The organism is Nostoc parmelioides FACHB-3921, assembly GCF_014696625.1.
GTDB classification, from domain to species: domain Bacteria; phylum Cyanobacteriota; class Cyanobacteriia; order Cyanobacteriales; family Nostocaceae; genus Trichormus; species Trichormus parmelioides.
The window spans coordinates 77,019-103,636 of sequence record NZ_JACJQL010000023.1; the positions used below are offsets into that span (position 1 = coordinate 77,019).

Here is a 26,618-nt window from a genome sequence, read left to right on the forward strand (position 1 = left end):
TAGGTTAATTTTTACGGAGATTGTTGGTTAGATATAATACGCCTGCCCCAGTACCCAGTAATGCTAAAAACGGTGGCTTAAAAGGTATCCAACCACTCTGGTAAACTAAAATTACTGAACAGATGATGTACAGACAGGCGATAGAGCCAACTACCGCTATACCTATATAGAGAGTGCGGTTAAATCGCCAACAGACAATACCCCCAACTAAAGCCCAGCCAAACATCCAGAGTGTTTCATAACCAAGAGGCCACCACCAGATGAGTTGGCGATTGTCTAAAGTAGCGCTAATGATCTGACTGATCATTTGCCCATGCAATGTTACGCCGGCAACATCACCATAGACTGTACTCCAGTAATCAGCTTGTCTGGTTTGCCTATCAGTAAAGCCAATGAGTACAATCTTGTTTCTAATTTTTTCAGCAGGAACCTGATTGTTTAAAACTTCTAAAACATTCTTTCTAGGGGCAAAATTATAGGGAACACCTCCAGAAAGACGATATTTGAGCATTGTTTGATAACCTTGAAGCTGGTTGTTCATATCTTGATAGCCACCTCCTTTTCCCAGCAATTGGGGAATCAGGGTTTTACCAAATTGCATATTCTGCACATATTCTTTGCTCTTGACATCGAAAGGAGAAATGTACTTTTGACCTTGGGCTTCTAGATAGCGGCGAGCAATTACTAGACTAAAGGCTTCCCTTGTATTGCAATATTTAGGGTCTGGACTTTGCATCAAGTATTGTCTACGCACAAAACGACCACCTTTAGCGTCATCATCAATTAAGTCACTAAACCCTACTCGCGCTAAAGGCACTTCTGGCGGATTTTTAAAGCCACGAATCTTTTCACCACGATCGCTTACATAACTGTTTTTACAGACCGCAATAAAGTTTGTAGCTTGCTGCAACTGCTCTTTTAGACTACCTTCGGCGGGAAAATCACGCACAAAATCCAATCCAATGACACTGGGTTGGGACTGGGAAAGAATTTTGAGTACATCGTCTACAGCCTGATCAGGAATTGAACCTCTACCACCTGCATACTTTTCGTTTAAAGTTTCAATACTTTGAGGATCAACATCGACCATTAAAAATCGTTCATCTTGTGGTTCATCACGACGTAACGACATCATCCGGTCATAAACTGCTAGTTCTAATGGCTGAGTGAATCCGAGTAACCTAGCAGTGAAAACTATTGTTGTCACGGCCAAACTAGTCAACAAGACACTACGCAGCTTAATTTTGCGATAGGGGAGAGCTTGACTGGCGGCAAGATAATTTATTTGTAAAGTAGTGGGGGCTGGTTGTTTATTATCAGCTTGCTTCAGCCATTCCTCAGAGGCTAGCAAATCTTTGCCCCGGAGTAAGAAGCTATCGTCACGGTTGTGATCTTCCCACTCCTTTGCTCTTAGAAAAATCCGAGTGTGCGATCGCACATATTCTGGATCTGAATCTAATGTTCTCGTTAGTTCGCCGAATTTAGTCAGAAAGTCGGTGTCATGTTGGCTAAAATCAATCCACTGCACCTTTGCTAAACTAGGATGAAGGGTTGCTTCCCTTATGTCCCGATACAAAACAGTAACAATTCGCTTATTTAAACTCATCGCGTATTCTACTTCAGTCGCGCAGTAGGGAGAACTGATAGATTTAGGCGAAATAATAAATAAGAAATTGTTGGCGCTTTCTATTCCTCGGTAAATCTCTTGCTCAAAATTCGTACCAGAGGCGATACTTTCCTGATCAAACCATGTAGTCTTGTTTTGAATTTGCAGGGTATCGTTAAGCTTACGGGCAAAGTCAGAGTCAGCACGAGAGTAAGAAATAAATACATCCAGCGCCGCTTCTGGGGGTTGCTTGAGGCTTTCAGTGATGAATTCTGTTTGTAAAGGTATGGGTGGATGTTGTGTGTTTTGTTGAGCTATCTTTAACCAGGCTTCAGCATTACGCAGATTGTGATTCCGCAACAAAATACTAGGATTACGTTTCTGTCGTTCCCACTTGAGAGCTTTGGCTAGTAAGATTTTATGCTGCTCGTAGTAAGCCGCATCTCGACGCAGCACATTAATGAGCCTATCAGTATCGGCAGATTCTTTCCCCTCTTCTTCTTGATCTGTAAAGTCGATGAACTGCAAGATACGTAATTCCACAGGAATCTGCTCTAGATCCACAGGTTCAATTAACAGGGGAATAATCCGCTTTTTGAGAGAAAAAGCATAAGTTAGTTCCATCTGACAGTATTCTGATTCCAAGGCGGCTGGCGATAAGAGAAAAACTACATTATCTGCTTCCTCAATACCTCGATTAATCGACTCAATAAAATCTGCCCCAGATTGAATATCTGTTTTGTTAGTCCAAACTGTAAAGCTTTCTCGCATCAAGATTTTGGCAATTTTTTCCATAAACATCCTCTCTTTCTCTGAGTAGGAGAGGAACACCTGAGTCATCAGGTTGTTAGCATTCTTGATACTCTGACAAATAAAAGCGCAGTGTAAATCCGTTGGTTCACAGGGCGGTTGCTCATCTCTAAATCTAATTTTTAGCCAATTTTCAGCTTGTTCTCGTTCTTCACCAATTAACAGGTACTGTAATTGTTGTTGTTTTTGCTCCCATTCCAGGGCTTTGGCTAAAAAATAGGTGTGTTGATGTACATAATCCTGATGGCGGCGAAATAACTCCAGCAGTCCCGCCAATGATTTCTCAAAATCATCTATACCTTCGCGGAAGTATACCCAGTTAATCTTGCTAATAGCTGGGTGCATATTGATAAAACTGGAATGTAACCCCTTGGCTTTATATTGTTCCCACTCACTAGCGTCACGTCCAGGGTTACGTTGCTGCCAAGTTTCTTGAGTAATTTGCTCTACGTGGAGCAAGGGAATAATGCGTTTATTCCGACGGAGTGCTAAATCTATCTCTTTACCACAATAGGGAGAGTTGATTGAGTGAGGCGCAATGATAAAAAGAAAATTGTCTGATTTCTCAATTCCGTCGTCTATTTGATTTTGGAAATCCACACCTAAAGGAATATCATTTTGGTCAAACCAAATTTCTAGTCCTGCTTCTACAAATCGCTGATGCAGCTTAGTTGCAAAAGCTTTGCTATCTGCTCTTCCATAAGAAATAAATGCACTTTTAAATTTATTCATATTAAGTATTAATGCTAATTTTCAGAAAATGAATCACTTCAAAATTCAAAATAAATTATGGGAAATTAATGGTGTGCTAGGGTGCGTCAGTGGGATATGACCTAGCTATACTCATAAATTATTCATACTGACGCACCCTACATTTTGGATAATTTTTTATCTGGAAGTCCCTAATAGCGATCGCTCGTGTCACCAACCCTCAAGTAATATATGTTGAAGAGATAAAGTATACTTAAACAATAGTAATCATACTTAAAGAAAACGGCAAGAATATAAATTTTAGAGATTAGCATCAAAGCCAACTACCAATTAAGACATAGGGGGCCCAATAACGAGGATGATCGTATTTCGGGTTTTTAAGTAGAGATTCCTGTGCTAAACGCAGTGCTTCGGCTCTGCTGATGTTGGGTTTCCCTAAATGTTGGTAAAATTCTTTAATGAATGGAACGCTGGCTTCATCGTCTAGATCCCACAAACTAGCGATCGCACTACTAGCACCAGCTTGGACTGTAGTTCCTGCAATCCCCATGACTGCTTGGTCGTTTCCCGTAGCGGTCTGACAAGCACTAAGAATCAGTAGCTCAATTTTGTGATTACTGTTTTGCTGTTGGTTAATAAACAATTGATCAAAATCATCTATCTTCAACTTTCCATCTGCTGTTACCACAAAAGTATTTTCTCTATCAGCACTAAATAGACCGTGGGTTGCTAAGTGGATGACATCAAAATTAGAGGTGTTCAGTTTTTGGTTAAAGTTTTTGGTGGTAAATTCTTTGTCAGCAATCCAATTCACCGCTATTCCTGTATTCTTGATTTCCTTCACTTCCTGGTTAACATTTGCTAATTCAGAAAAGCCGGAAAATTCTGGTTTATTTGGTGGTTCAGTTAAACTGGCGGCTAAAACTTTCATTTTTGACCTATCTAAGGGCTTTGGTTCACGGACTTGTAACCCCAACGCTAAGGAGACAGAATATTTTTCTACTAAATATTGCTGGCCATCGTAAAGGCTAGCCATCGGAATTTTACGTAAAAAGCCATCCAAGACAAAAACCAAGTTCTTAATTTTGCTGTCCTTTAGCTCTTTTTCTATTGGTTGAATCAGCCAGCTATAAACTTGTTGACCATCCTCTTGCACTTCTTCATAACTACCCACTTCTTGCAAATTTTGATACAGTCGCTTGACAACCTCTTCAATTTTCTCTTTGGGCTTGCTAGCATAATGATCAAGTTTTTCATTAGGTCGCTTGAGGATAACCTCTACACGATCATCCAAAATAATTGCATAGATGACTGCGGATGTTTGGTCTTTGGAGTTAATCACCTGATCAAGTTCCAATTGAGTATCTTGACAAGCTTGCTGCAAATAGTTTTGCAATTTTGCCACTTGTAATGCTTCAATCACTTTGCGCGCTTGTATTAGGTTATCCTGACTCGGTGCTGAGGATTGGAGTAACAAATCTACTAAACGGCGATATACAGGCTCTACAGTTTCCCGGAAAGAAAACTGCACATTTTTGTTTATGGCAATTAAATCAGTGCGGATGTTCTGTAGAGTATTAAATGCTTCTGTATAGGCGGCGATGGCTTCCTGTATATCACATTGGCGTTTACCTTGACAGAGAACCCGCCCCAGTTGCCATTGCCAACGATAAGCAATATCTGATGCCTGAATCGACTGGGACAAATTCAGCGCCTTTCTGGTCAAATCTTGGGCTATAGACCATTGGTGAGATAGTTCATACAAGTGTCCCAGATTACCTAAAACAAAAGACTCGGCTCGCACATCTTGTAATTGTTCCGCCTGCTGACGTGCCATAGCCAAGATTTTACCAATTGTTTCGGGACTGGGGTTAGGGAATTTTTTTGTTAATTCCAGAAGGCTTTGAGCTAAATTTACCTGAGCGTAAATAGCAGAACGCCCCACAGGTAAGTTAGCAATTTGACTTTGAATTTCGGGATATAATGCTTGAGCTTTTGACCATTGTTCCAAATCAATCAACAGCCGTAACTGATTCAATTGAGACGAGATTTTTGTAGTTGCAGTAGTTGATAAAACCGATGCTTGCTGGTAATAATCGAGAGCGGTCTTTTTTTGCTGTATGTTGTTACCGGGAAGATCAGTGAGATTACCTAAACTCAGGTAAGCTGATGCAATGGCTTCTGGTGATTGCAGTTTTTGAGCAATCTTCAGGCTAGTTTGTAAATTTGTTTCTGCTTGTTTAAGATCACCTGCAAGTATAAGAGCCTCACCCAAGTTACGGAAACTAGCAGCCTTAGCTAGAGAGTCTGGTTGTTTGGCTACAGATGTTGTCAAATTCTGGAGAAGAGTAATTTCTCGGCGATAGAGTCCCAAAGTCTGCAAAGCCTGGGCTTGATTAACTTGGGCGAGGGTAGCTTTATTGGTGTCTTTTAATTGTTGATAGAGGGATGCCGATTTTTCCCAAGCAGACAAAGCAACTTCCGCCTTACCCTGGGCTAGTTCCAAATTACCTTTGACATCCCAAACTTGCGCCCAAATTGACAGGCGTTGTGGTGAATTGGGACTTGTCTGTAAAATAGCGATCGCCTTTTCAATTGTCTGAGTTGCTTCACCAATGCGGCCTAGTTGGTGCAAATTCAGCGCCAAATTACTCAGAATTACCGCCTGTGACACCGTATCACCACTTGTTTGGTAAGTCGGCAAAACTTTTTGTAATAGCTCCACTGCTTCTGCAAATCGCCCTGCTGTATAAAGACTTTTGGCTTCTGCTTCTTGAGGGACAGAAGCAACTACCTGACTTTTCACGTTATGTGGAAAAGCTAACGCGAAACCTAACCCCCTAACCCCCTTCCCTAGTAGGGAAGGGGGAAAATTTAAAGCCTCTCTCCTTGCAGGGGAGAGGTTTGGAGAGGGGTTTTCCAGATCCCGTGAAAAGTCAGAAGCCACCACAGATGCAGTCAACCCTAGACTTCCCCTATCACGATCCACCACAGGCGAAACAAATATACAAAGTAAAGCCATTACAAAAGCCAAAATTCCATACCTGAATTTCCGGCGTTGTTTCCCAAAAAATTTTTTAAATCCTAACATCACTCCCCAATCCTCATCTCTCATGTTCATTTTTAGGCACAATTCAAAAGAAAAATCTTGGTTATCTCACAAGGTAGGTAGAAACCCCAACGCCACTTGCTTTATGCCGGGGAACCCGTCCACCGCAGTGGCTCCCCCTTGTGGGTGGCTGTCTTTAATTTTGAATTTTGAATTTTGAATTTTGAATTGATTCATGCAACGCCTCTTTTACCTTTTTACTTTTTACTTTCTTGTCCTCACACTAAAAAGGCCTATAGATAATAGAGAAATACAAACCGTTTTCTTGCCATGTTTCTTTCCTCTGAGAATCAATAGATGTCAGAGGAATACCCCAATCTAAACGCGCAGTGAAATTATTACCCTGTCGCCACAGCAAACCCATACCCGTACTGACTAGAGTATTAATATCAGCATTTGCGTCGTTATAATTCCAGCCTGTACCAACATCCACAAAAGGCGTAATTTGCAAGACTCCTTGAGGAACGCGGAGAATCGGTAGGCGAATTTCGGCGGTTGCTTGCACACCATTATCTGTTAACAACTGATCCTGACGGTATCCGCGCACACTTGTTTGTCCACCGATACCAAACTGTTCCAACCCCAACAAGTTTCTATCTGCTAACTGCATATCAGCTTGTAGCAGTAGTAAAGTATCAGGTGCTAACTGGCGCAACCATTGAGCTTGTCCACGCCAACTAAAAAAACGGCTATCTGGTTCATCGTTATTGATTGTGGCATCTAAAATACCCAACCCGAAACTAAATTGCGATCGCGCTGCTATGACTTGCTGGCTACTGCGTTGAGTCCATTCCTGAAAAAATCGAATAGCTGAAACCTTTGTGTTTCCTTCGTCATCAGCACCAACCGCTAGAGGAAATGGCCCGATATTTTGCAAACCTAAAAATGTTTGACTTCTTTGGTGGCTGGCGGTAATTCCTAGAATAAATTCTTGGCTGGGAGTTTGCAGCAGGGGTTGACGGAAGGTTAATTCGTAGTAACTGGACTGGGATGTAATATCTAAGGAGTTAAAAGGACTTTCTATAACGTTACTGTGAGTATTGCCATAGCTAAAAATCAGCTTACCGTTGCGCGGGTTAACTGGTAGACTATAGCTCACATCAAAGCCATTGCTACCATCAGTGTTGGTATAGCCGATATTTAAACCATCTCCCAGCCCTAACAAATTGGCTTCGTTAACATGAATGCGCCGCCGAAAACTTCCCACACTGGGGCTACGTTGGTTATCCAGCGCTAGTTGAGTGCTAAAAGAATCGGCTTCAGTAACTTTAACTTCTAAAATATTTGTACCCGGACGGATGCCGGCTTGTAAATCTGTAGATATGCTTTTAATTAGAGGATCGAGTTGTAATAGTTGCAGTCCGGTGAGTAGGCGATCGCGTGATAGTGGTTTACCCGCAGCAATCGCCAGGCGATCGCTTATATAGCTGGGGTTGAGGCGGCGCGTACCTGTGACATTGATTTTTTCTAAACTTCCTTCTACCACCTGCATCACTACTACCCCTGCTTTCACAGTTTGCGGGGGAAGAATCACCCCAGAGGTGACATAGCCTTTATCTATATATAATTTCGTCAACTCTGAACGAATCTTGAGTAAATCATTAAAGGTAATGGGGCGTTTGAGATAACCAGCCGTGAGATTTGCCAGTTCTTGGGTGCTAAAAACCGTGTTACCTACAAACTCAAACTGCTCTACTATCAATGTTTCCGCTAATGTCTGCGGACTAACATCTGGCTGATTTGGTGACTGTGGTGTAGTGGGTAAGAGTTGTTCTGGAGGCGGTAAAGCTGGTAGCGGTTCTGGTTCCGGTAGTGGTTGTGCTGAAGGCGGCTTCACCTCATTGGGAATTACTTGAGCCACCAACCGTTGTGGATAAAAGCTGAGAATTAACCCCGTGAGCAAGAGTAATATATGAGAGCAATTTGTCAACAGAATCCGATGAAGAGATTTTGTCAGATTGTCACACCTGACAAGGTTTTGAGCTTGCTTTGTGAGTGGATCTGAATAGTATGGAAATGCGTTAGGCGATCGCCTATCCAGTAAGCGGTTCATTCTCTGACATTCCCTTGAATAAGACCACAGACTTTACTAGATAATCCCGAAGAATGTATTGGAGTTGCGACTACTGGTTGAGTAGTCAAAACAACATCTCCATTGGCATTGTGAACCATCCCCACTGCTTCTACCAGGGAGTTGGAAGTATTTGAAGATAATTGTTTTAAATCCACCTCTTTGATAGTTATATTTTCAGAATTGTTACTAGAATTTATAGTATTATTTACTACCCATTCCGGCAACCTAATTCCAGGCTTGAGGATATCATCAGGACTGGGCGGTAGTCCCCCGCGTCCAGTAATCACAAATTCACTCTGCTCCTTAGCAACCCTATTATTAGCCGAGCCACAGCTTTGAGCAATTAATCTAGAAGGGTCTACTAGCTCTATCGGCAATTCAACTAGCCCCTGACTAGGGTCAATGCTCAGGGTTTCAATCGCTACCTCCCCATCTTCACCCACATCAGAACTGGCGCTGATATCACTGCTACCATTGTTTTCAATTCTCTTCAGTTGTTCTGGCTTCAACTTTCCCCGATTTTCAAATCCTAGAGTACGGTTAGCCCTAATGTTAATATTGCCACCATCACCACCAAAAGCATTGGCAACGATATCATTATCTTCTGATGGTACTGCGACGATAAATCCACCCTTAGCATTAATCCTGATGCTACCTCCATTACCACCCAATCCTTCTGCACCTGCTGTAGTGGAAATTTTACTCTGGCGGCGAAGCCACAAATTTAGTGTTGTGATGTTGATATTGCCACCATCTCCCTTACCTGGACTCTGAGCTTCTATTGTTCCTTTGTCAGCAGTCAAAAAATCAGTTGTAATTGTAATATTTCCACCCTTACCTGTTGCTGCGTTCCTAAGACTACTGGAAATTTGACTATTTTCTAATAAAATAGAATCAGAAGCTGTAATAGTCACATCACCAGCATTCCCTGTACCAGATGTGGAAGTATCTAATTTAGACTCATTCTTGAGAACTAGTGAGCCTGCGGAAATATTAATGTCACCTCCATTACCATCTTGGTCTGAAGAAAAAATATCAGCTAATATTGATGATTTATCTAAACTTACTAAGCCTTGTGATTTAATATTGACAGTGCCACCATTTGCCGTACTGTTATTATCATTCCGGCTAATATTTATACTGCCTTTGCCACTTAAGATGTAACTATCTTTAATCACAACTTCTTCAACGCTGTAAATATTTATATTACCTGTATTACCTCCGGCTGATACATTATCTACGCTCAGACGAGAATTATCAATATTAACCCTTTCAGGCGTAATTTTATTACTATCACTAATGCCAATAAATATCCGTCCCATATTTCCATTACTAGATAGCGTACTACCATCGAGAATGGATATTTGGTCACTAGCGTTAATTATGATATCTCCTGCAAGCCCCGAACCAGAGTTATTAGTATTTATTTCAGAACGACCATTAATATTAACTCTTTTAGGCGTATTTTTATGATTACCAGCACCAATAAATATTCGTCCAAAGTTGCCCTGACTAGATATCTTGCTGCCGTTGAGAATGAATATTTGGTCACTAGCGTTAATTCTGATATCTCCTGCATCCCCTGAACCAGAATTATTGGTATTTAAATTAGATCTATTTAAATAAACAGAACCTCCAGTAGAATCAATAGTAATATCTCCGGAAATTCTACTAGGACTTGTAGATATAATTGACCCATTTATATCAATAGTTCCTTGTTGACTATTCAGGAAAACATCATCACCCGCTTCAAGTCTTCCCCGTAAATCCAAACTTCCCGCACTCAGTGTCAAATCTTCTCCTGTGACCAAATTCCCTTGATTAATAATGCTTGCCGGTTGCTGTAAACCATACTGCACACCCACCGATACACTCATTGTTAACAGTGGTGGTGCTTGGGGATTAGTGGCACTAAATTCATTACCGCCAGGAAACTGAAAACTATTGGCTGTGGTAGCAAACAAAGAACCTTGAATATCTAACTGGGCATTTGTCCCAAAAATAATGCCATTGGGATTGAGCAGAAATAGATTAGCTGTACCATTTACGCCCAAAGTACCCAAAATATGGGAAGCGTTACTCCCTGTTACTCGACTAAAAATATCTGCAATGCCTGTAGGGCTGGCAAAATATACTCTTTGTCCGTTGTTGACATTAAATTCTGTAAAACTGTGAAACAGGCTGCTTCCTCGTTGAACACCACCTTCAATTAAGTCAGCCCCAGCTTCTTTAATGTTGACACCAGTCGTAACACGTGAGCTTTGATTACCCAAAGTCGTATCCGGTGTAATTTGTGCCGAGCTAATATCACTAGTCAATATTGATGCTACAGATATTGAGATGATGGTTCCTTTTGCTAGGAGCAATTCAGCCTGAGACTGAGCAAAGTTCCTGCTGTTATTCACTATGGAATTGAAGTTATGTTACTTAAAGACTGGGCATAAGTTGTTACCAATTAAAAGCGATACACTACACTTTGTCAAGAATTTACATAGTGATTTTTTTAGATTAATGTATAGTTTTTTGTAATCGATTTTTTATATATGCTTCTGGAATAGCACTAGCTAATGATTGGTTAATAAATATAAATCCATTATCAGCAGTAGTTACAAGAATTTTTACTATAGCTCTACTCATTCTCTGAAAAATTGGTTATTTTTGCTATGTAACTGAATTTAAGGTCAATTTAAATACATTAAGTTATAAAGGTTATGAATTACAGATTGAACGTTAAATAGAGAATTACTACGTAAAATACTTAAATTGTTGCAACTTCTACTGCGAATAAATGGTTAATTTTTTCAGGCTAACTTTAAGCTCCAAGCAAGCAGCAGCAGCAGTTACGGTATCTGAAGCCGCAGAGTTACCGGAGGCGCTAGAGCAATTAGGGCTAAGTAATTCCCGTCCCGTTTTAGTCATTGTAGGTGGTGCTAGTCAGATTAGCGAAGCCGACTTTTTACGTATCCAAAGCCTATTTGTGAAAGTTCTAGCGCCAATTGCCCAAAGCTTGGGGGCTTATGTAGTAGATGGTGGAACGGATGCGGGAGTGATGCGATTGATGGGTAATGCTCGTAACCAAATCAATGGCCAGTTCCCGTTAATTGGTGTAGCACCCACAGCAAAAGTCATTCTACCCAATCAAACCATTGTTTTAAGTGATGATGCCACACCTCTGGAGCAGCATCATACTCATTTTGTGCTAATTCCCGGCAGTAAATGGGGTGATGAATCTCCCTGGATAGTAAAGGTAGCGACTCTCTTAGCTAACGGCTTACCTTCAATTACCGTCTTAATTAATGGTGGTGAAATTAGCTTTATTGATGCCTTAAATAGTGTGATTGCTGGACGGTTAGTGATAGTGATTGCTGGTAGTGGGAGAACGGCAGATAAAATTGCTTCTGCTTTGCATGGAGATGCTACTGATGAACGAGCTAAAGCATTAGCCGCATCTGGTCATATACAAACAATTGACTTAGAAGCAGCACCAGAAGAATTAATCAATATGATGACAAACTTACTTTTAAATTAGGAGTGAATTATGGCTAATAAAGATGACTATCAAGAATTTCTTAAGGAAAAGTTTACTAGTTTAATTGAATCATTAAATCTCTCAGAATTACAAACACAATTTTTGTTTTCGCGCTGGTTAGACCAAATGTTGTGGATGGAAGCACAAGCAGGTAAATCACGGAATCGATATTACAGATTACGATTGATTACAATTATTGGTGGTGTGGTTCTCCCCGCTTTGGTAAGTCTCAATATTAACAGTTCTGAGGTGCGGGAAATTTTTGTTTGGGCTACTTTTTCTCTTAGCCAAGTTGTAGCAATTAGCGCAGCAGTTGAGGAATTTTTCCACTATGGAGAACGCTGGCGACACTATCGCCGCACGGCTGAATCTTTGAAAACTCAAGGTTGGCAATTCTTTCAATTAACTGGGCCTTATGTGAATTATGAAACTCACGATAAAGCATTTAGTAACTTCGCCAACCAAGTGGAAGAAATTATTCAGCGAGATGTAGAAGTTTATGCTACTCAGGTTGTGCAAGAGAAGAAACAGCAAGAAAATGGTAATGATGACAAACAAGATAATATGAAAGAGAACAAAGAGAGCAAGGTATAGCTGTTGATTTTTGACAGGCTTGAAAGCTTTGGTAGGGATTTGTATTAATAGAAATTAGCGTAACCTAAGGAGCAAATCCCCACTCTATTATTTCAATCCCTGATATAGATTTTCTTATCATGGTGAAGTACAAATGGCAATAATTAAACGCAGATAGACACAGATATTGACGAAGGCTTCCCGCAGGGTACGCGGATAAATTTTGACCTCAGCAGACTAAGAAACGCTATAGGAATTTGTATTAATAGAAACTACAATCGTAAATAGTTAGTCTTGCTTGCTCGAAGTTTCAATCCCTAATAGGGATTTGTGTTAATAGAAACCGCCCAGGTATGGAAAGCTTGCTGTATTTGGTTTTCAAGGTGCTGTTTCGTCAATCTCAGTTTAAGGTAGCTTTTCGGAAGCTGAGTTGTCAAGAGTGAAATGGAGAAAATTAATGGAAAAGTATTTATAGTGAGGGTTTGGGGTGTTTGCGTCAACCTCAATTGTGGTGTTGGAGACTTCAAAAGCTTGATTGGTAAGGGTTTGGGACGATAAATTTCAGTGTGTTTGCCCAATACCTATAGGTTGACGCAAGAGTTAAGCAAAAAATACGGTGGTGTCTATTGGTACTTCGCCGCCGATACGCTCAACTTTTCCTTGACAGCAAGCACAGAGGTGATAAAAACGGATGCTGTCTTGGTCTGGTTTGATGAGCTTGGCTAGACGCGATCGCAGTTTAGCATACTGAGTGGGTGTCAGGTCGCATTCAAAAACGGAATACTGCATCCACTGTCCGTAAGATTTGAGAATCTTGTGAATTTTAGTACGGCGTTTATCTTCTGGTACATCGTAGGAAATTACTAAATACATGAATCAATTCAAAATACCCTGCGGGAAGCTAAAGCTACAAAATTCAAAATTCAAAATTTATCAACTACCTCATGACCAAAGGAGGATATTTGTCTAATTCTCCCAGGAGGTATTTAGCGAGGAGTCTAGCTTGGATTTCAAAAGTTTCTTGATAGGTATACTTTTTCTGCATAACAGGATGCTTGAATTGGCTTTGTTTCTTTTCTTGATATAATCTCAAGAAAATATGTAACCCTTCTTTAGTCAGTGAAACGGCGTTGCTTATAGGTTCAGTAATAAAGTCTTTTGGTGAAAGCATCCGGCGATTAATTGCTGTGAGAACAACAGCATCGACTATTAAGGGTCGAAATTCTTCCATTAAGTCTAATGCTAGAGAAGGTCTACCATATCGCTCTGTATGTAGGTATCCTAAATAGGAGTCGAAACCGACGATATTTAATGCTCCTTGAATATCGTGACGTAGTAAGGAATATCCTAAACTTAAGAGTGAATTTACTGGGTCTATAGGTGGACGACGTTTGCGGGTATAAAAGCTGAAATTATCAACTCGGATTAGTTGATTAAAACAGCCAAAATAGGCAGCACTACCAGCACCTTCTAAACCCCTGATTGTATTAATTGAATTGGCTTTGTCGATGGAGGCGATCGCATGGGATAATTGATTGATATTACTATTTAAATCAACCTCATATCTGCGCTGGGCTTCTAGTAAAGTATGGCGGTAATTTTTCAGTTTACCTCTAACAAAACCTTGGGTAACACGAATTGCTTGGTCTGACTCTCCAGCAGCTTTCCATTGAGCAGCACGGACGAAAATATTTTTACCCATTTCTGGCTCTAAACTAGCAAGATATTTACCGTTATTGGTGAGAAATGTGAGGGGAATTTTCTTGTCAATGAGTTCAAAAATAGCCGCAGGAGAAATACTAGCCCTTCCCATCACAACTAACCCATCAACTTTAATTAAAGGTACGTCTAAAATTACCTTTTTTTCAAATTTAACATTCAGACGTTCATCAATTTTGCTAATAAATGAATCATCCTGTGTAATATAAACTGTTCCCATGATTTCACCTACAGTAGATATGTTAAACTATTAGCCAAACAATAAAAATCGCGGACATTTCAACAAAATACATTCTTAATTAACTCGTAAAAAACTCTTGGCGAACCTTTACGATAATCTCAGCGACCCTCTGCGTTTAAAATTTAACTTCAATTAACTAGCTTCTTGATAAGTTCTTACTCTATCAATAGCCTTAGGTAAACATTGCAAATTCAGACTGCATCCTTGACAGCGTTTGCTATAATTTGGTATGGGCATTATACCTGTAGTGAGTAAATTTGTGACTGCTTGAATTGTAGCGATCGCACTTTTTCTTAACTCTTGATTTATCTCTACTAATTGTCGTTGATGAGAGTGGGCATAATAAATATATCCAGTTGTAATATTTTGCCCTGTCATCTCTTCTAAACATAAAGCTTGAGCGCAGACTTGCAATTCATCATTATCCCATTCGCCTTTACGTCCGCGCTTATATTCCACAGGATAAAATTGACCATCGGCGGATTCAATTAAGTCTGATTTACAAATCAGTTTATACTGCTCTGATTTCAACCAAATTGCTCGAATTTGCCAAGTTTCTTCTCGCTGATTTTCGCTGGTAGTGTGGACGCGATCGTGTAAAGTTGTACCTTCGATGGTGTATTGATTATCAATAAATTCGCCCGCACAAAACATCCGCCAACAGCGATGAGAACAATAGGCATATTGATTTAATGCCGCAATGGGAATATAGTCGTAATTCATAATTAGTAATGGATTGAATGTAGGAGATATCGGCGAACACTGAGCAAAGTCGAAGTGTGAATTTAATAATCTAAACTCCTTGCCATACCCATACCCATTGTAGTTTTCCGCCCCACACCTGCATATAAGGCGAAGTCAGATAAAGCATTGATTTGCTTAATTTGTATAGGTTCAATTTCCCCTAATAACCGATAAGTAACCTCCCCTAAAATCCCGATAAATTTGCTGCGAGAATCTGCTAAAATTTCTGTGTGAATGTTAATAAAAGAAGGGAAAATTGACTCAATGGCAAGTTGAGAAAATTCAATACCACTGTATTTATGCCATCTTCCTAAGAGGGAGTTGAAGACACATTCTCTCGTGGGGAGGGTTGTATCGAACTTTCCTTGACGGAAAGCGGTAGGAGTGGAGAAGGTGAGACGAATTGTTGTATTGCGATCGCTCGCTTGCTCATACAATTGAGTATAGGTAATAGCATTTGCCCAAGGTTGGGTAGATTGGGGTGTACCTTGAATGCTGGTAATATACAAGTTAGCCGGGCCGAGATGCCAAGGATGGTTAGGGTTAAGATTGAGCCATAGTTGCGTTAATTGGCTAAATAAGGTGTCATCAAGTAAAGATATGCGCCACCAACAAGGCGTTCCGGCGGGGATGGCTTGCTGATGAAAGTATTGCAATGATTGGCTATTAGGGATTTTCGATTTATATCTACCCCGTTCCTCTCCCTGAATTTGCAAGGGGGAAAGGGTGAAGGCTTTATCGGTGGTAGAGTCGTGCAAGCGATCGCCTAATGTGCTATCAACAGAACTAACAAGGGTGAGAAATAAGGCGTGTAAATGTCTACCGGTGAGATATTGCGGGGGAATAGGAGATTGGGGAAGCAGGTTTAAAACTAAGCTATGGGGCATAATAATTCAAAATTCAAAATTCAAAATTAAGCCTACTTACGTTTTTTAGTGGTAGATTGAGCCACTCTGGATTCAATGGTAAATTCTGGGATATCTGCGAGTTCTTCCTCACTTAAACTGTACTGTTCACAAACCAAACTCAAACGATTTCCTGGCGTTTTCACAGCGTTAACAGAGTGGGTTAAATCACCTTGAAAGTAAAGTAAGGTGTTCATTTGTGGTTTAATTTGCCCTAGTTGACGTTTGTGGGATTTGAGTACCAGTTCTCCCCCGTCCATATTTTCCGGTACACGCACATATAGGACGCTGACAAACATCGGTGGTTCTATGGTTTTGCAGTAGGAACGCAGAGAACGATCTATATGTGGATCAACGCGGGAACCTTCTTTGAGGAGTAAGGGGTTGAGGTAAAAAGCATTACAATTGGCATGGAGAGCCAAGTCTAGATAGGGTTTGAAGTAGGGGAATTTTTGTTCTACTGTGGAGATGTGCGATCGCCTAAACACCACAGAAAAGCCTTTTGTTCCCACAAAATCGCGGTTAAGGTTGTTGACTGCAAAGTAAGGACAAGCGTGGATTTCTCCCCACAAGTTGTTCAGGTAGTCGCCAGGGAAGGCGTTTGCTTGTTGTTGATAGTGTTTCACAGGTGTAGGAGAATGGGAGGGGCGATCGTTAAATTAGCGTATCTAAAATTTTACCCCTCTTTCTCTCTGCGCCTGGTGCGTGAGCAAAAATCAAACTAACCACGAAAACGATATTCCATACAAGCCGGAATCTTCAAATTTTTCACATCATCAAAATAGTAATATTGCCCTCGCATTTGCACATTTTGAATTAAACTAACTGGAGGCATATTAACCACATCGTAGCTAATCACTTGATGGGTAAACATCACATCCAACGGATTCAAAGGATGATTACAAGTAAAGACACCTTCAGTATTTTTTGGTTTTGGTAACTGTTCAACTGTCACCTCAGCCTTACTCATCCATTTACCCAAACGAATCCACTTTGGTAATTTGAGTTCTTTTTGGGAAATAACAAAAAACTCAAATTCACTTTCTGGTGCTATTTCTTTAGCTCTCCCAAAACTAGGGATATTCTTCTGGGTTTTCTCCATCTCCACATGGTAATTATTGTTAGCATACTTCCATGTATTGAGAATGGCAGAATGACTAATCGCTAATGCTGGAGTCACGTAAATACCCTGTTCATTTAGCGGCGTTAAATGCTCCTCGTATTTTGGTACTTGTTCAGGACAGAAATAGCGATAGGAATGTTCTTCAGGCACGGTAGTAGAATAGATTTCACTATCAACTAAACCCAGTGCATAACAGAGAGCGTAATTGTGAATTATTGGCTCTGTTTCATATAATCTCCCGATTTCACGCGTGGCATAATAAAGGCTGTCATGTAGCTCTAATTGACAACGGTAAATCAATACCATCACTCTTTCCCCGCTTTCGCCGCAGTTTTCTTTTTACTAATATGTTTGCTAGCGTAAGCTTTAGCTTCTGCATCAGCTTTTTGCAAAATGCTTTTAATTCCTGTCTCGCTAGTAGTGAGGTTCTTCACTTCTTTTAATAGAGGTTCAAAAGCATCACCAATAAAGTCAGTGTGGACAATAAATTCTTCGGACATCAGAGTTTCAATGGCATTTTTAGCAGCATTAATTACTTCATCTTCATCTAAAGGATCAGGCGATTTTAAAGAATTATTAGCCTGCATCTGGTCATATATGGCTTGAGTCCAGCGTAAATTACTAGTAATTTCTCCATCAGCAAATACAACCCCAATTAACTCGTTTCTCACCCTACCTGTACGGGTTGTTTGCGCTCCATAATGGCGCGTCCGCAAGATGTTATTAAACACGTAAAGGAAGCTAGCTTCTGTGGGATCTTTTAGGGTGACGATACTAGGAAAGAAAACTTGGGGTCTGATGTGGTCTTGTTGATTAATTCGACTAGTAACTTCACCCGGTTTTGAACCATTTTCACCCTTAGAAGCCATTGTCCCATTTTCAAAGGGAGCGTTCAGGGTAAAGGTTTCGTGAGATTCATCGAACGCAGTAATTGAAAATGCTGTGTCTACTACAACTTTTGATTTTTCTGAACCAGAATCACCAATCGCAAAACCGTAAATAATACAGTCAGGATTATCCATTGCAAAGTTGACGTTATATTCGCATTCTTCCGGTTTAACCAATTCATATTTACGTAATAATTCCCGTCCTACTAAACGTTCTGGTGTGGATTGTTTGCGTTTGAACATTGACAAACGGCTAATTGTTGTCTTATCTTTAACCCCGGCTCTAACTCTGGCTTTATTTAATTCGCCATCTGTCTGAAATAAAGGGTAAGATTCGGTGATACGAATTGTAAGAAAATGGGCGTATTTACCCATTGGTTTGTAAGGAATTTCTGCTTGAAATAGTTGGGAATCAACAGTTTTGAGCAATGCCATAATTAATCTCCAAATAATTTAGTAATTGTTGAGGTTAGATAGCTAATTAATCATCATCAGATTCGGTAGGCTTATTGTCTTTTCCTGCGTTTTCTTTGTCATCTTCTAGACGATAAAGAAACTCACAAGTGTCTCTAATTAAATTGAGTTGACGACCTGCTAAACGTGCGCGATCGCCTGCAAATGCTTTCTCAAATACTTCAATGACAAAATACTTGGCAAAATCCAAAACAGCTTGTCTTTCTTCTTCCCGTTTACTCATTACCCAGCGTCCCTCGGCCGTGGAAGCATGAACCCGATCCATGAGTTTAAAAACTTCTGCTGCTACCCCTACAACTAAGGTTTCACCATGAAATACACTTGACTCAGCTTTGAGGATAGTTTCCGCCGCAATATCAATGGGTTTTAAAACAGCATTAGATTTAGGATTATAACGCTTATTCGCTCGATAAAAACGGCGATAAAGCTCTGTTAAATTCTTCGGATGATTCAGACTCGATTCTGATTTCACAGTCAATGTTTTTGTATCCATATCATACTGCACATAAGGGTCAAAACAAGGATAAAAATGATAAGCATAAAGCCTAATTTTCTCGATGCGTGCTGTTTCCATTCCTTGGTTACGCACCCAACGATTGAGGTAAGAAAAAACGTACAAAGGACTAGTTTCAAAATCCTTTGCTAGTTCCGTAAATCTCCCCCAGTTGGCATCATAACCAGATTTGCCTTGTCTAGCATTCACATCCAGGTGAATTGCATAGGCGGCGGTAAGCACATTGAGAGGTGCGGGGTATTGAATGCCATTGTCATCCCAACCTTCCAGGATATAATCTAGACGAAAGCGATCGCGTCTGACTAATGCACGGAAAGCATGAGGCGCACTATCCAGAAATACGCTTTCTTCAAACTCAGCACCATCATTAAACGGTGGAATTGGTGATTCGGACACCACAGTTTTAACATCTAAAATCATCGGGAAAGCAAACGCCAACCAACTAGGCATTATCCAAGATTCGGTATCGGTGCTATCTCGTCCTGGCGGTAATGCCATGAAGTAAAATGTTAAAGGTTGGTCATCAGGATAAGACAGTTTAAATGTCCGGTCTTTTTCCCGTTCTAAGTTTTCATCAATTAAGAAAGCATCGACACTTTGGTAATTTTCTCGTTCTAAGTTCGCCTGTAAATCTTTGCTGATAAAGTGGTTACGGACGCTAGTATCAAAACGAGTTTGAGCAATACCGTTGTATGCTTTCTGTAAAAACTTGTTGGTTTCTGGTGTGAAATAATAAGTCGGATAAAAATAGAGATAGCGATATTTCCCATCTTCAAATCGTTTACCCACTGCTTGAGTTTGATTCATTAAAATTTGCCTTAACATCATCTCCACACCTGCAATACTAGAGATGTTTCGCTTGGCGTTAGAGCCTCCTAACATTTGCTTATTTGTATAAACTTGAGGAGTAAATAAAACTGCCGATTCCATCTGTTCTGTCACTGTATAAGCAGAATGAGAGATTGAGCAGATTAATTGTTTTCCCCGTCCTGGTTTTTTGGCAGCATTATAGTTATTTAACTCTGCTAAAAATGTATCAACTTGAGTTTTAGCTGATGCTTCTTGATTCGTGTTAGATAACATCACAACTCGTGATACCCACAGCCTTAAATCCTCCCAACCATCAGGTAATTCGTACTGTGCAATGATGGGTGAAATTAAGCCTGTGAGATATTGAATCACTTGCTGACAAGTTTCACGAATACTCTCAATCCCAGGATGATGTTCTAAATATTTAGCTGCGAGATAATACCATTCATAGGGTACACCTCCCGTATTACCTTTTAATTTGTTTTCTTTCAGGCTTTCATTGATGCGCTGAATTTCTCGAATTTGGGGTAAGTATCCTGTCAAGTTCCAAAATTCTGCAACTTTGTGCGTTAACTCTAAAGTTGGTACTTCTGGCAGATTTTTATTTTTCTTGCGAATATCCGCAATCCGGTTTACAGTTTCATCCCAGATTTTGCGACTAACTAAATCACCAAACTCTGCTATTTGGTCAATGCGGATATCATCATCAAATTTAAAGTCATAGTCAGCAGCTAAAACACCTTGTTGCTGGAATTTAATTAAATTCTCACTGCGACTTTTAGCAACTGAGTCTTTATTAGGGTTTAAGATGCGTAAAGTTGCATCTAAAGCTACCTGCATCAAGCCAGGAGAATCAAAAAATAAGTTGTAATATTCAGCATATTTCATGCCTTTCCCATCTCTACCAAAACCCGTTTGTCTCAGGCGCAGTTGTCCTGCACAAAGTGATTTAATATTATCAACTACCCGGTTTGGTAAATCTTGCGGTGAAATAGGAGGTGCATGACGTTCAGCCAAATAAATTACACCAGTAGGCAAATATAGCAAAGGTTCATAGTAAGTATGCTCATCTGTATTCAGACCGGTATGAGCCTGAATTAAAGCATTGTTAACTACATTAGTTAAAACCCCTCTATTTTCAGCAATGCTGTGATAGGTAAATTTTAATTGTCCATCACTTAAAAAGTGGATAACTTCTTTGAGTTTGGGGTGTTCTGCGTCTTGGGGATGTTTAACAATTGAGGCAAGAGAATCAGCTAACAAAGTTAAACCTGATAATTGTCGCAGAGTGCGATCGCGCAATACTGGATTCAACCCAAACTTTGAAAAATTCCAGTTAGTATCCCACCTACTTTGTGCATTATAAGCCATGCACAATAAATCATCAATATATTCTTGATAAGCCTCTGGATTCTCTGGATCAATAAATTTATCTAGCCCTAATTGGCGAACTTTTATATCAATAATTGGACGATGTTCTGCTAACGGCAATTTCCGGCAATCATTCGGCACATCAGGGAACTTTTCAAAGTCATGTAAAATAAATCCAGCAATCACTAATCGCCGTTCTCTTTCTTTCACAACTCGCCGGACTGTAGTATCAAGCTGCTGTAAACGTCTCTCAATTAAATTAGCTGGGAATAACCCATTTAATAAATGTGTATTCAACGATTGATCAGCAGCGTTATCTCGTCTAACTTTAGTTTTTCCTTCGGCTTCCCGTTGCTGGTCAATTGCATCAAAATACTTACCACCCTTAGCAGTGACACCAATCGCTATGCGTAAGAGATTTGGTAAAACATACTCAGCAAAGTCTGCCATTACTCGATCATCAGGATTTTGTGCCTGAATTGCTTCGCGTAGTAGTTTCAGGCTGAGTAATTCACCTGGAGTTTCGATAGTACGGCTACCATCACTATCCAATCCAAAATCACCTGATAACCAATCATCATCTGCTGCGTCAACATTGACATTATTTTCTGTTTCTAATAGCGATAATTGTTGAAATTCATCTGAAGTTTTATTTTTTTTATCCATCATTTTGACTCAATAATATTAAATAAGAATTAACTTGTCGCACCTAAAGCGGATATTGTTGCAATGCCAAACTAATAGATTTAAAAACTTCCTGCGGATCAATCTCGTCATATTCATGCACCAGATGATTTCTTAACCCTGATGATGGTGCTATTTGTCTGGCTAATTCTGGAGTAATTACCCCATATTTACCAAGGCTAATAAAAGAATTAAAGTTAGTTTCTGACTTTCCTGGATTCAGCTTTGATAATATGTGGTCGTTGATATCTATTGCTGCCTAAGTCATTAATTGCAGCAGTCTTTCTACAACAAGTTGTTGACGAAAATCATTTAAAAATTCATCAAGGCTAGTAGAGCGAAACTCTTCTAAAGTATTGTAGTATTTGGTGATCAGCTTTAATCGAACCAAAACTATCTTAGTATCTATATTACTCATACTCCCCACTTACTTAGTTCTATTTCAAGTTTTCGGTGTTGTTCTTGACGGAATTTTTTCAGTTCTGATTCAGACTTTAATGAAGTTAATCTAAATTGTTCAAATTCTCCAGGATATTTCTCAAACAGCATTATTCCATCACGAGCAACAAAATGAGCAATTAACCAAGAGCATTTATTAAGTTCTACAACATCAATTTGATCAGAATTAATTTTGAATAATTCGCCAATAACTATAGGTAATTCAAACCACAAAAAAGCATTATCTTTTACATAAGCCTCACGTTGTTTTTGATCACACAAAACGGCAAAGTCCCAGTCACTCTTAGCATTGGTGTTACCAGTAGCTCTAGAACCAAACAGAACTAACATTTTTACATAAGGAATTTTTTCTGGTATTTGTAAGGAAAGTTCTAGCAAATCTGCAATTTTTGGTGTATTGTTTTGCATCTGATGATTCTCCTTTCGGAACAATAATCTTCAAAATTTAGTTGCTCACTCTATAATTCTATTCAAATCCTTCCAGTAATTTGGCAACTTGCTCTGGAGCAGGTAGTTGATTTTGTAAATCTTGAGGCAATGTGGAAAATACTTTATAAGTCGCCACACCAATTGGTTTATTGGATTCTCTCAGTGCATATTCAACAATAGTTTTATTCTTAGATTTACACAGAATAATCCCAATTGATAAATTTTCATCCGGTAGTCGAGATAAATCATCCAACGCTGCCAAATAAAACTGCATTTTTCCTACATACTCAGGCAAAAATTCTCCAGTTTTCAACTCAACAGCAACTAAACATTTTAATTGACGATGATAAAGCAATAAATCAATAAAAAATTCCTGATCGCCAATTTCTAAGCGATACTGACTACCAACAAAAGTAAATCTTCCCCCCATTTCTTGCAGGAATGGTTCAACTCTGGCTAAAATTGCTTGCTCTAATTGCCGTTCGCTGTGTTCATCGGCTAATTCTAAAAAATCAAAAGTATATTCATCTTTAACAGCTAGTTTTAATTGGTTACGAATTTCTGCTGGCACAGTTTGGTTAAAATTCGTTTGAGTTAGGAGAGTTTTTTCATAGGTTTGATTTTCGATTTGGTGAATCAAAACATTCTTTGTCCAGCCAAATTTACGAGTCATTTTGATATAAAACTCTCGTTCTAGGTCATCTTTGCACTTCTCTAAAATGACTATATTGTGAGTCCATCCAATTTCTGCCACCAATGGTGGCAGAATTTCTTTTGAGTGATAAGTCAGATAAAAATCTCGCATTCTCCAAATATTACGAGCAGAAAATCCGCTAATACCAGGAAAATCTGTTTGTAAATCTTTTGCTAACTGTTCCACCACAGATTTACCCCAGTCTGCTTCCTGCTGTTGGGTAACAATCATCTTTCCAATATCCCAGTAAAGGGCAATTAGTTCTTTATTTACTGCCTTCAGTGCTTCATATTGGGCAGAACGAATGCGCTGTTTGACTTCCATTAGTAAATTTTTGTATTCGTCTGGAATTGGTTTACTCATGGCGGTAAATGCTCAACTTATTCATCACGAATTGATTGAGGGTGCATAGATTAAACAGGCTTGGATATCTTCTTTTTCTAACCAGGGATAAGCTTCTAGTAAGGTTTCGATAGTGTCTCCCGCCGCCAGCATTTCTAAAATATGTTCAACCGCTAGGCGACGACCACGAATAATTGGTTTACCGCCAAATATTTGCGGGTTCACTGTGATTCGTTCTAATAGTTGTTGTTCGTTCATATGACTTATCCTGTGTACACTGCAAACAGCGTTCTAATCTGGTGGGTAATGAAAATCTACAAGATTCTGTAAATTTTCATTTCGACAAACTTGGTGTCCGTAATTTGTCTCTAAAAGGCTCAGGCGATGCTCAATATCAGCTATCTGATGGTCTTGAATATTATTGTGCTGTTGTACTAGATTCACTTGACTGGATAAAGGAATAGACACCGAGACACAAATTTGGTTGTCCCCTGCATTTATTGCCAGGGTAATTTGATTAGGGTTATTGTTTTGGTTCAGCATAGTGAGTTATCTTACGACGATGACTCACATGGTAAGGCATTTATTAAGTCATGACAAGCTCAAAATCTATTAAATGATCAAGTAACTATACTCATTGATAGTCGCTGGTGACTCTGGTATATTCTCCTAATGGAGGGTAAAAACTCTATAAAATATAGAGTAAAATACCTATTAGGGATTGAAACATGACCTAATATTTGCGGTCTAAAACCCTCCTAGAATATTTTTAAACAACCCATATCTCATCTCCTTTGCTTTTAAAGGTGTAGGCTAAGGTATCAAGCAACAATGCAGAATGACCAAAAGCTATAGAATAGGGTGCTGTCGTGTCATGAACACTGTTGCGATCGCTAATTGGGTAAATCTGAAAGTGCATCGGTAGCCTTAGCCGCATCCGCACTTCCGCCACAGGACGGCGCAGCACATAACAGACTAAACCTTCCTTCTTAAGTCGTTTGTTAATTGCACCAATCCATTGATTGTCAGGTTGCCAAATTTCCACACCCGTTAAAACCTGAACTTTCCAAGCATCTGCAATTGGCTGCAAGTCGCCAGAGTAGGTAAATTTCCAATTCAGCCGTTCCTCGCGGTAGGAACGCAACTTCATAAATGCTAGACAGTGAGCAAATCTACCTTTAGCTATGGGTTGTCCGGTATGTGCTGCGGTTTCCTTAAGTGTCCGTGCAAATGCCGCTTCAGTCCACACTTCAATTTCTAAATTACCTAAAATTCCAGGTAAATCGTAGGTTTTAAATCTGTCTACTTCGTTTTCTTCGGTTAAATCATACAAACCACATTGCAAAGGACTCGAACCGCGAAAACTAGCAGCATCATCTGCAATGGGATTTCCTGATTTACCTGATAGTGCTTGCCAATCTTTTGCCCATCCTGCAACACGTCCAGCTACAGATTTTAAACTGGTGTCAAATACTTCTTCACAGGCTTTTAGAAACTGTTCTCGGCTTTGGGCATACTGTTCTTTAATAGTGCGATCGCCTAATTGCCAACACAAGTAAAATGACTGTACTGCACCCCAACGTTTATAATAGCCACGAAAATCATTGATTTGGCGATATTTATCAGCAATTATATTATGAAAAGTGGGGCGATCGCAAATATTATTTACCGTTAAAGGTGGTTTATCTCCCTGAAATAAGCGTTCTACCAGAAAGTTAGGTACTAATGCAAAAGCTGTAAAAGTTTGAAACTTAATTTTTGCACCATATTTTTCATAGTCGTCATGTCTACCTAAACGTCCCAAGCGTTGAATAAAGTTACCAGCATCAGATGATTCAAAAATCAAGAAATTGATTTTAAAATCAACACCTACATCAATTGTGCTAGTTCCCAAAACCAAATCAGCCGCCAAACTGCGCTCTTTTTCTCCCTTTCCTGATAACCCTGTATTTTCTCCTACCTTTAATCCGTAAGGCTGTAAAATTTCTTGGAAAAATGGAGTCAACCGTTTTACTGCTGCAATTGAGTTGAGAATAATTGCGCCTTTACTTCCTGGATATTGCTGAAACTGCTCTAAAATCAAATTACTATTTTCCTTGAGCCAAACTTCCGATGCTTTGAAACTTGGTTCTAAAGGAATAAAGTTCAATGATATTGTCCGCGCAACTTGTCGCCACCCTTGGGTTTTAAGTTGCTGTTCTAATTCTGGATTGTCAGGAAATTGATATTTATTTTGTTCAATTGGGTTGATTTCTAGACAGCGAAATCCTGCTAGTTTTAGCCTATCAATTAAATTACTATCTGGTGTGGCAGAAAGAAATAGAAACTTCTTCCGGCGGTTTGTACAGCGAATTAATAACATCGTGTTAATTACACTAGCTATTTGTGGTGCTGCAAAAACATGAAATTCATCAAAAATGAATAAGTCAAAATCCTTGTCTATTTTTCCCCATAGTTTATCGGGACTATCACTACGAATTATGTAAGCCCCTCTATGTAAATAATGGAAAATATCTGGGTTTGTTAATAACGCTTCTCTTTGGCTAGTGAGAGTACCAATTGCTTGACCTTTTTTTAATCCCTCATTTTCTGCATAAACTTCCAAATCAGCCCCACTCAATCTAACTACACGGGGTTGATTTTCCGGTTGAAATATTTCTACATATCCTTGGATTTGCGTTTCTTGATCGCGGGCTAATTCATCAGGGCGAACGCATCTTAATTGCTAATAAGAATTGGGAAGCAAATTCAAACATCTAGAATAAAGCCAATTGTCTTAGATAAATAGTGAATGTAAGTCAAAGGATAAA

At 39.6% G+C, this 26,618-nt stretch carries 20 protein-coding genes and 1 pseudogene; 2 read left to right on the forward strand and 19 right to left on the reverse strand.

Going from position 1 to position 26,618, the window contains the following annotated elements:
* Positions 1 to 4: 4 nt before the first annotated feature.
* The 4 genes from H6G14_RS16405 to H6G14_RS16420 all read right to left on the reverse strand — a co-directional run bounded on the left by H6G14_RS16405 (position 5) and on the right by H6G14_RS16420 (position 10,715).
* Positions 5 to 3,148: a TIR domain-containing protein gene (locus H6G14_RS16405; protein ID WP_190568417.1), complete on the reverse strand. Its 3,144-nt coding sequence runs from the start codon at positions 3,146 to 3,148 to the stop codon at positions 5 to 7.
* A 292-nt stretch (positions 3,149 to 3,440) separates the two neighbouring features.
* Positions 3,441 to 6,248, reverse strand: coding sequence for a CHAT domain-containing protein (locus H6G14_RS16410; RefSeq protein ID WP_242053458.1), 2,808 nt, complete (start codon positions 6,246 to 6,248; stop codon positions 3,441 to 3,443).
* A gap of 211 nt (positions 6,249 to 6,459) precedes the next feature.
* Positions 6,460 to 8,289: a ShlB/FhaC/HecB family hemolysin secretion/activation protein gene (locus H6G14_RS16415; protein ID WP_190568418.1), complete on the reverse strand. Its 1,830-nt coding sequence runs from the start codon at positions 8,287 to 8,289 to the stop codon at positions 6,460 to 6,462.
* Positions 8,286 to 10,715 (reverse strand): two-partner secretion domain-containing protein, encoded by a 2,430-nt coding sequence (locus H6G14_RS16420; protein WP_190568419.1) that lies wholly within the window; start codon positions 10,713 to 10,715, stop codon positions 8,286 to 8,288. The genes H6G14_RS16415 and H6G14_RS16420 overlap by 4 nt, the downstream gene beginning before the upstream one ends.
* A 383-nt stretch (positions 10,716 to 11,098) precedes the next feature.
* On the opposite strand from H6G14_RS16420, the gene H6G14_RS16425 reads away from it, so the two are divergent.
* Complete coding sequence (locus H6G14_RS16425) at positions 11,099 to 11,839, forward strand: hypothetical protein (protein ID WP_190568420.1); 741 nt, start codon at positions 11,099 to 11,101, stop codon at positions 11,837 to 11,839.
* A 9-nt stretch (positions 11,840 to 11,848) separates the two neighbouring features.
* Positions 11,849 to 12,433: a DUF4231 domain-containing protein gene (locus tag H6G14_RS16430; RefSeq protein ID WP_190568421.1), complete on the forward strand. Its 585-nt coding sequence runs from the start codon at positions 11,849 to 11,851 to the stop codon at positions 12,431 to 12,433.
* A gap of 579 nt (positions 12,434 to 13,012) precedes the next feature.
* Here the strand turns inward: H6G14_RS16430 and cas2 are convergent.
* The 15 genes and pseudogenes from cas2 to cas3 all read right to left on the reverse strand — a co-directional run.
* Positions 13,013 to 13,285, reverse strand: a complete 273-nt coding sequence (cas2, locus tag H6G14_RS16435; protein WP_190568422.1) for a CRISPR-associated endonuclease Cas2 — start codon at positions 13,283 to 13,285, stop codon at positions 13,013 to 13,015.
* Between the two features lie 64 nt (positions 13,286 to 13,349).
* Complete coding sequence (cas1d, locus tag H6G14_RS16440) at positions 13,350 to 14,351, reverse strand: type I-D CRISPR-associated endonuclease Cas1d (RefSeq protein ID WP_190568423.1); 1,002 nt, start codon at positions 14,349 to 14,351, stop codon at positions 13,350 to 13,352.
* Between the two features lie 153 nt (positions 14,352 to 14,504).
* The gene (cas4, locus tag H6G14_RS16445) at positions 14,505 to 15,095 is read right to left on the reverse strand and encodes a CRISPR-associated protein Cas4 (RefSeq protein ID WP_190568424.1); all 591 of its coding nucleotides are present in this window, start codon (positions 15,093 to 15,095) and stop codon (positions 14,505 to 14,507) included.
* 62 nt (positions 15,096 to 15,157) lie between these two features.
* On the reverse strand, positions 15,158 to 16,003 hold the full coding sequence (cas6, locus tag H6G14_RS16450) for a CRISPR-associated endoribonuclease Cas6 (RefSeq protein WP_190568425.1): 846 nt from the start codon (positions 16,001 to 16,003) through the stop codon (positions 15,158 to 15,160).
* A 32-nt stretch (positions 16,004 to 16,035) separates the two neighbouring features.
* A complete protein-coding gene (locus H6G14_RS16455) occupies positions 16,036 to 16,647 on the reverse strand; it encodes a 2OG-Fe(II) oxygenase (RefSeq protein WP_011320854.1) in 612 nt (203 codons plus the stop codon).
* A gap of 95 nt (positions 16,648 to 16,742) precedes the next feature.
* Positions 16,743 to 17,450 (reverse strand): type I-D CRISPR-associated protein Cas5/Csc1, encoded by a 708-nt coding sequence (cas5d, locus tag H6G14_RS16460; protein WP_190568426.1) that lies wholly within the window; start codon positions 17,448 to 17,450, stop codon positions 16,743 to 16,745.
* Positions 17,450 to 18,466, reverse strand: a complete 1,017-nt coding sequence (cas7d, locus tag H6G14_RS16465) for a type I-D CRISPR-associated protein Cas7/Csc2 (protein WP_190568427.1) — start codon at positions 18,464 to 18,466, stop codon at positions 17,450 to 17,452. Before cas7d ends, cas5d begins: the two co-directional genes overlap by 1 nt.
* A 46-nt stretch (positions 18,467 to 18,512) precedes the next feature.
* The gene (gene cas10d / locus H6G14_RS16470) at positions 18,513 to 21,866 is read right to left on the reverse strand and encodes a type I-D CRISPR-associated protein Cas10d/Csc3 (RefSeq protein WP_190568435.1); all 3,354 of its coding nucleotides are present in this window, start codon (positions 21,864 to 21,866) and stop codon (positions 18,513 to 18,515) included.
* A gap of 43 nt (positions 21,867 to 21,909) precedes the next feature.
* Positions 21,910 to 22,137, reverse strand: a complete 228-nt coding sequence (hepT, locus tag H6G14_RS33630; RefSeq protein ID WP_338421198.1) for a type VII toxin-antitoxin system HepT family RNase toxin — start codon at positions 22,135 to 22,137, stop codon at positions 21,910 to 21,912.
* Between the two features lie 6 nt (positions 22,138 to 22,143).
* On the reverse strand, positions 22,144 to 22,302 hold the full coding sequence (locus H6G14_RS33635; RefSeq protein WP_242053459.1) for a hypothetical protein: 159 nt from the start codon (positions 22,300 to 22,302) through the stop codon (positions 22,144 to 22,146).
* A complete protein-coding gene (gene mntA / locus H6G14_RS16480) occupies positions 22,299 to 22,751 on the reverse strand; it encodes a type VII toxin-antitoxin system MntA family adenylyltransferase antitoxin (protein ID WP_190568428.1) in 453 nt (150 codons plus the stop codon). Before mntA ends, H6G14_RS33635 begins: the two co-directional genes overlap by 4 nt.
* A gap of 58 nt (positions 22,752 to 22,809) precedes the next feature.
* Complete coding sequence (locus tag H6G14_RS16485; RefSeq protein WP_190568429.1) at positions 22,810 to 23,829, reverse strand: PDDEXK nuclease domain-containing protein; 1,020 nt, start codon at positions 23,827 to 23,829, stop codon at positions 22,810 to 22,812.
* Positions 23,830 to 23,853: 24 nt separating this feature from the next.
* Positions 23,854 to 24,066, reverse strand: a complete 213-nt coding sequence (locus tag H6G14_RS16490) for a DUF433 domain-containing protein (protein WP_190568430.1) — start codon at positions 24,064 to 24,066, stop codon at positions 23,854 to 23,856.
* Positions 24,067 to 24,099: 33 nt separating this feature from the next.
* Positions 24,100 to 24,351, reverse strand: coding sequence for a hypothetical protein (locus H6G14_RS16495; RefSeq protein ID WP_190568431.1), 252 nt, complete (start codon positions 24,349 to 24,351; stop codon positions 24,100 to 24,102).
* A gap of 226 nt (positions 24,352 to 24,577) precedes the next feature.
* Positions 24,578 to 26,512, reverse strand: a pseudogene (gene cas3, locus H6G14_RS16500) (type I-D CRISPR-associated helicase Cas3'); the annotation flags it as partial.
* Positions 26,513 to 26,618 lie beyond the last annotated feature (106 nt).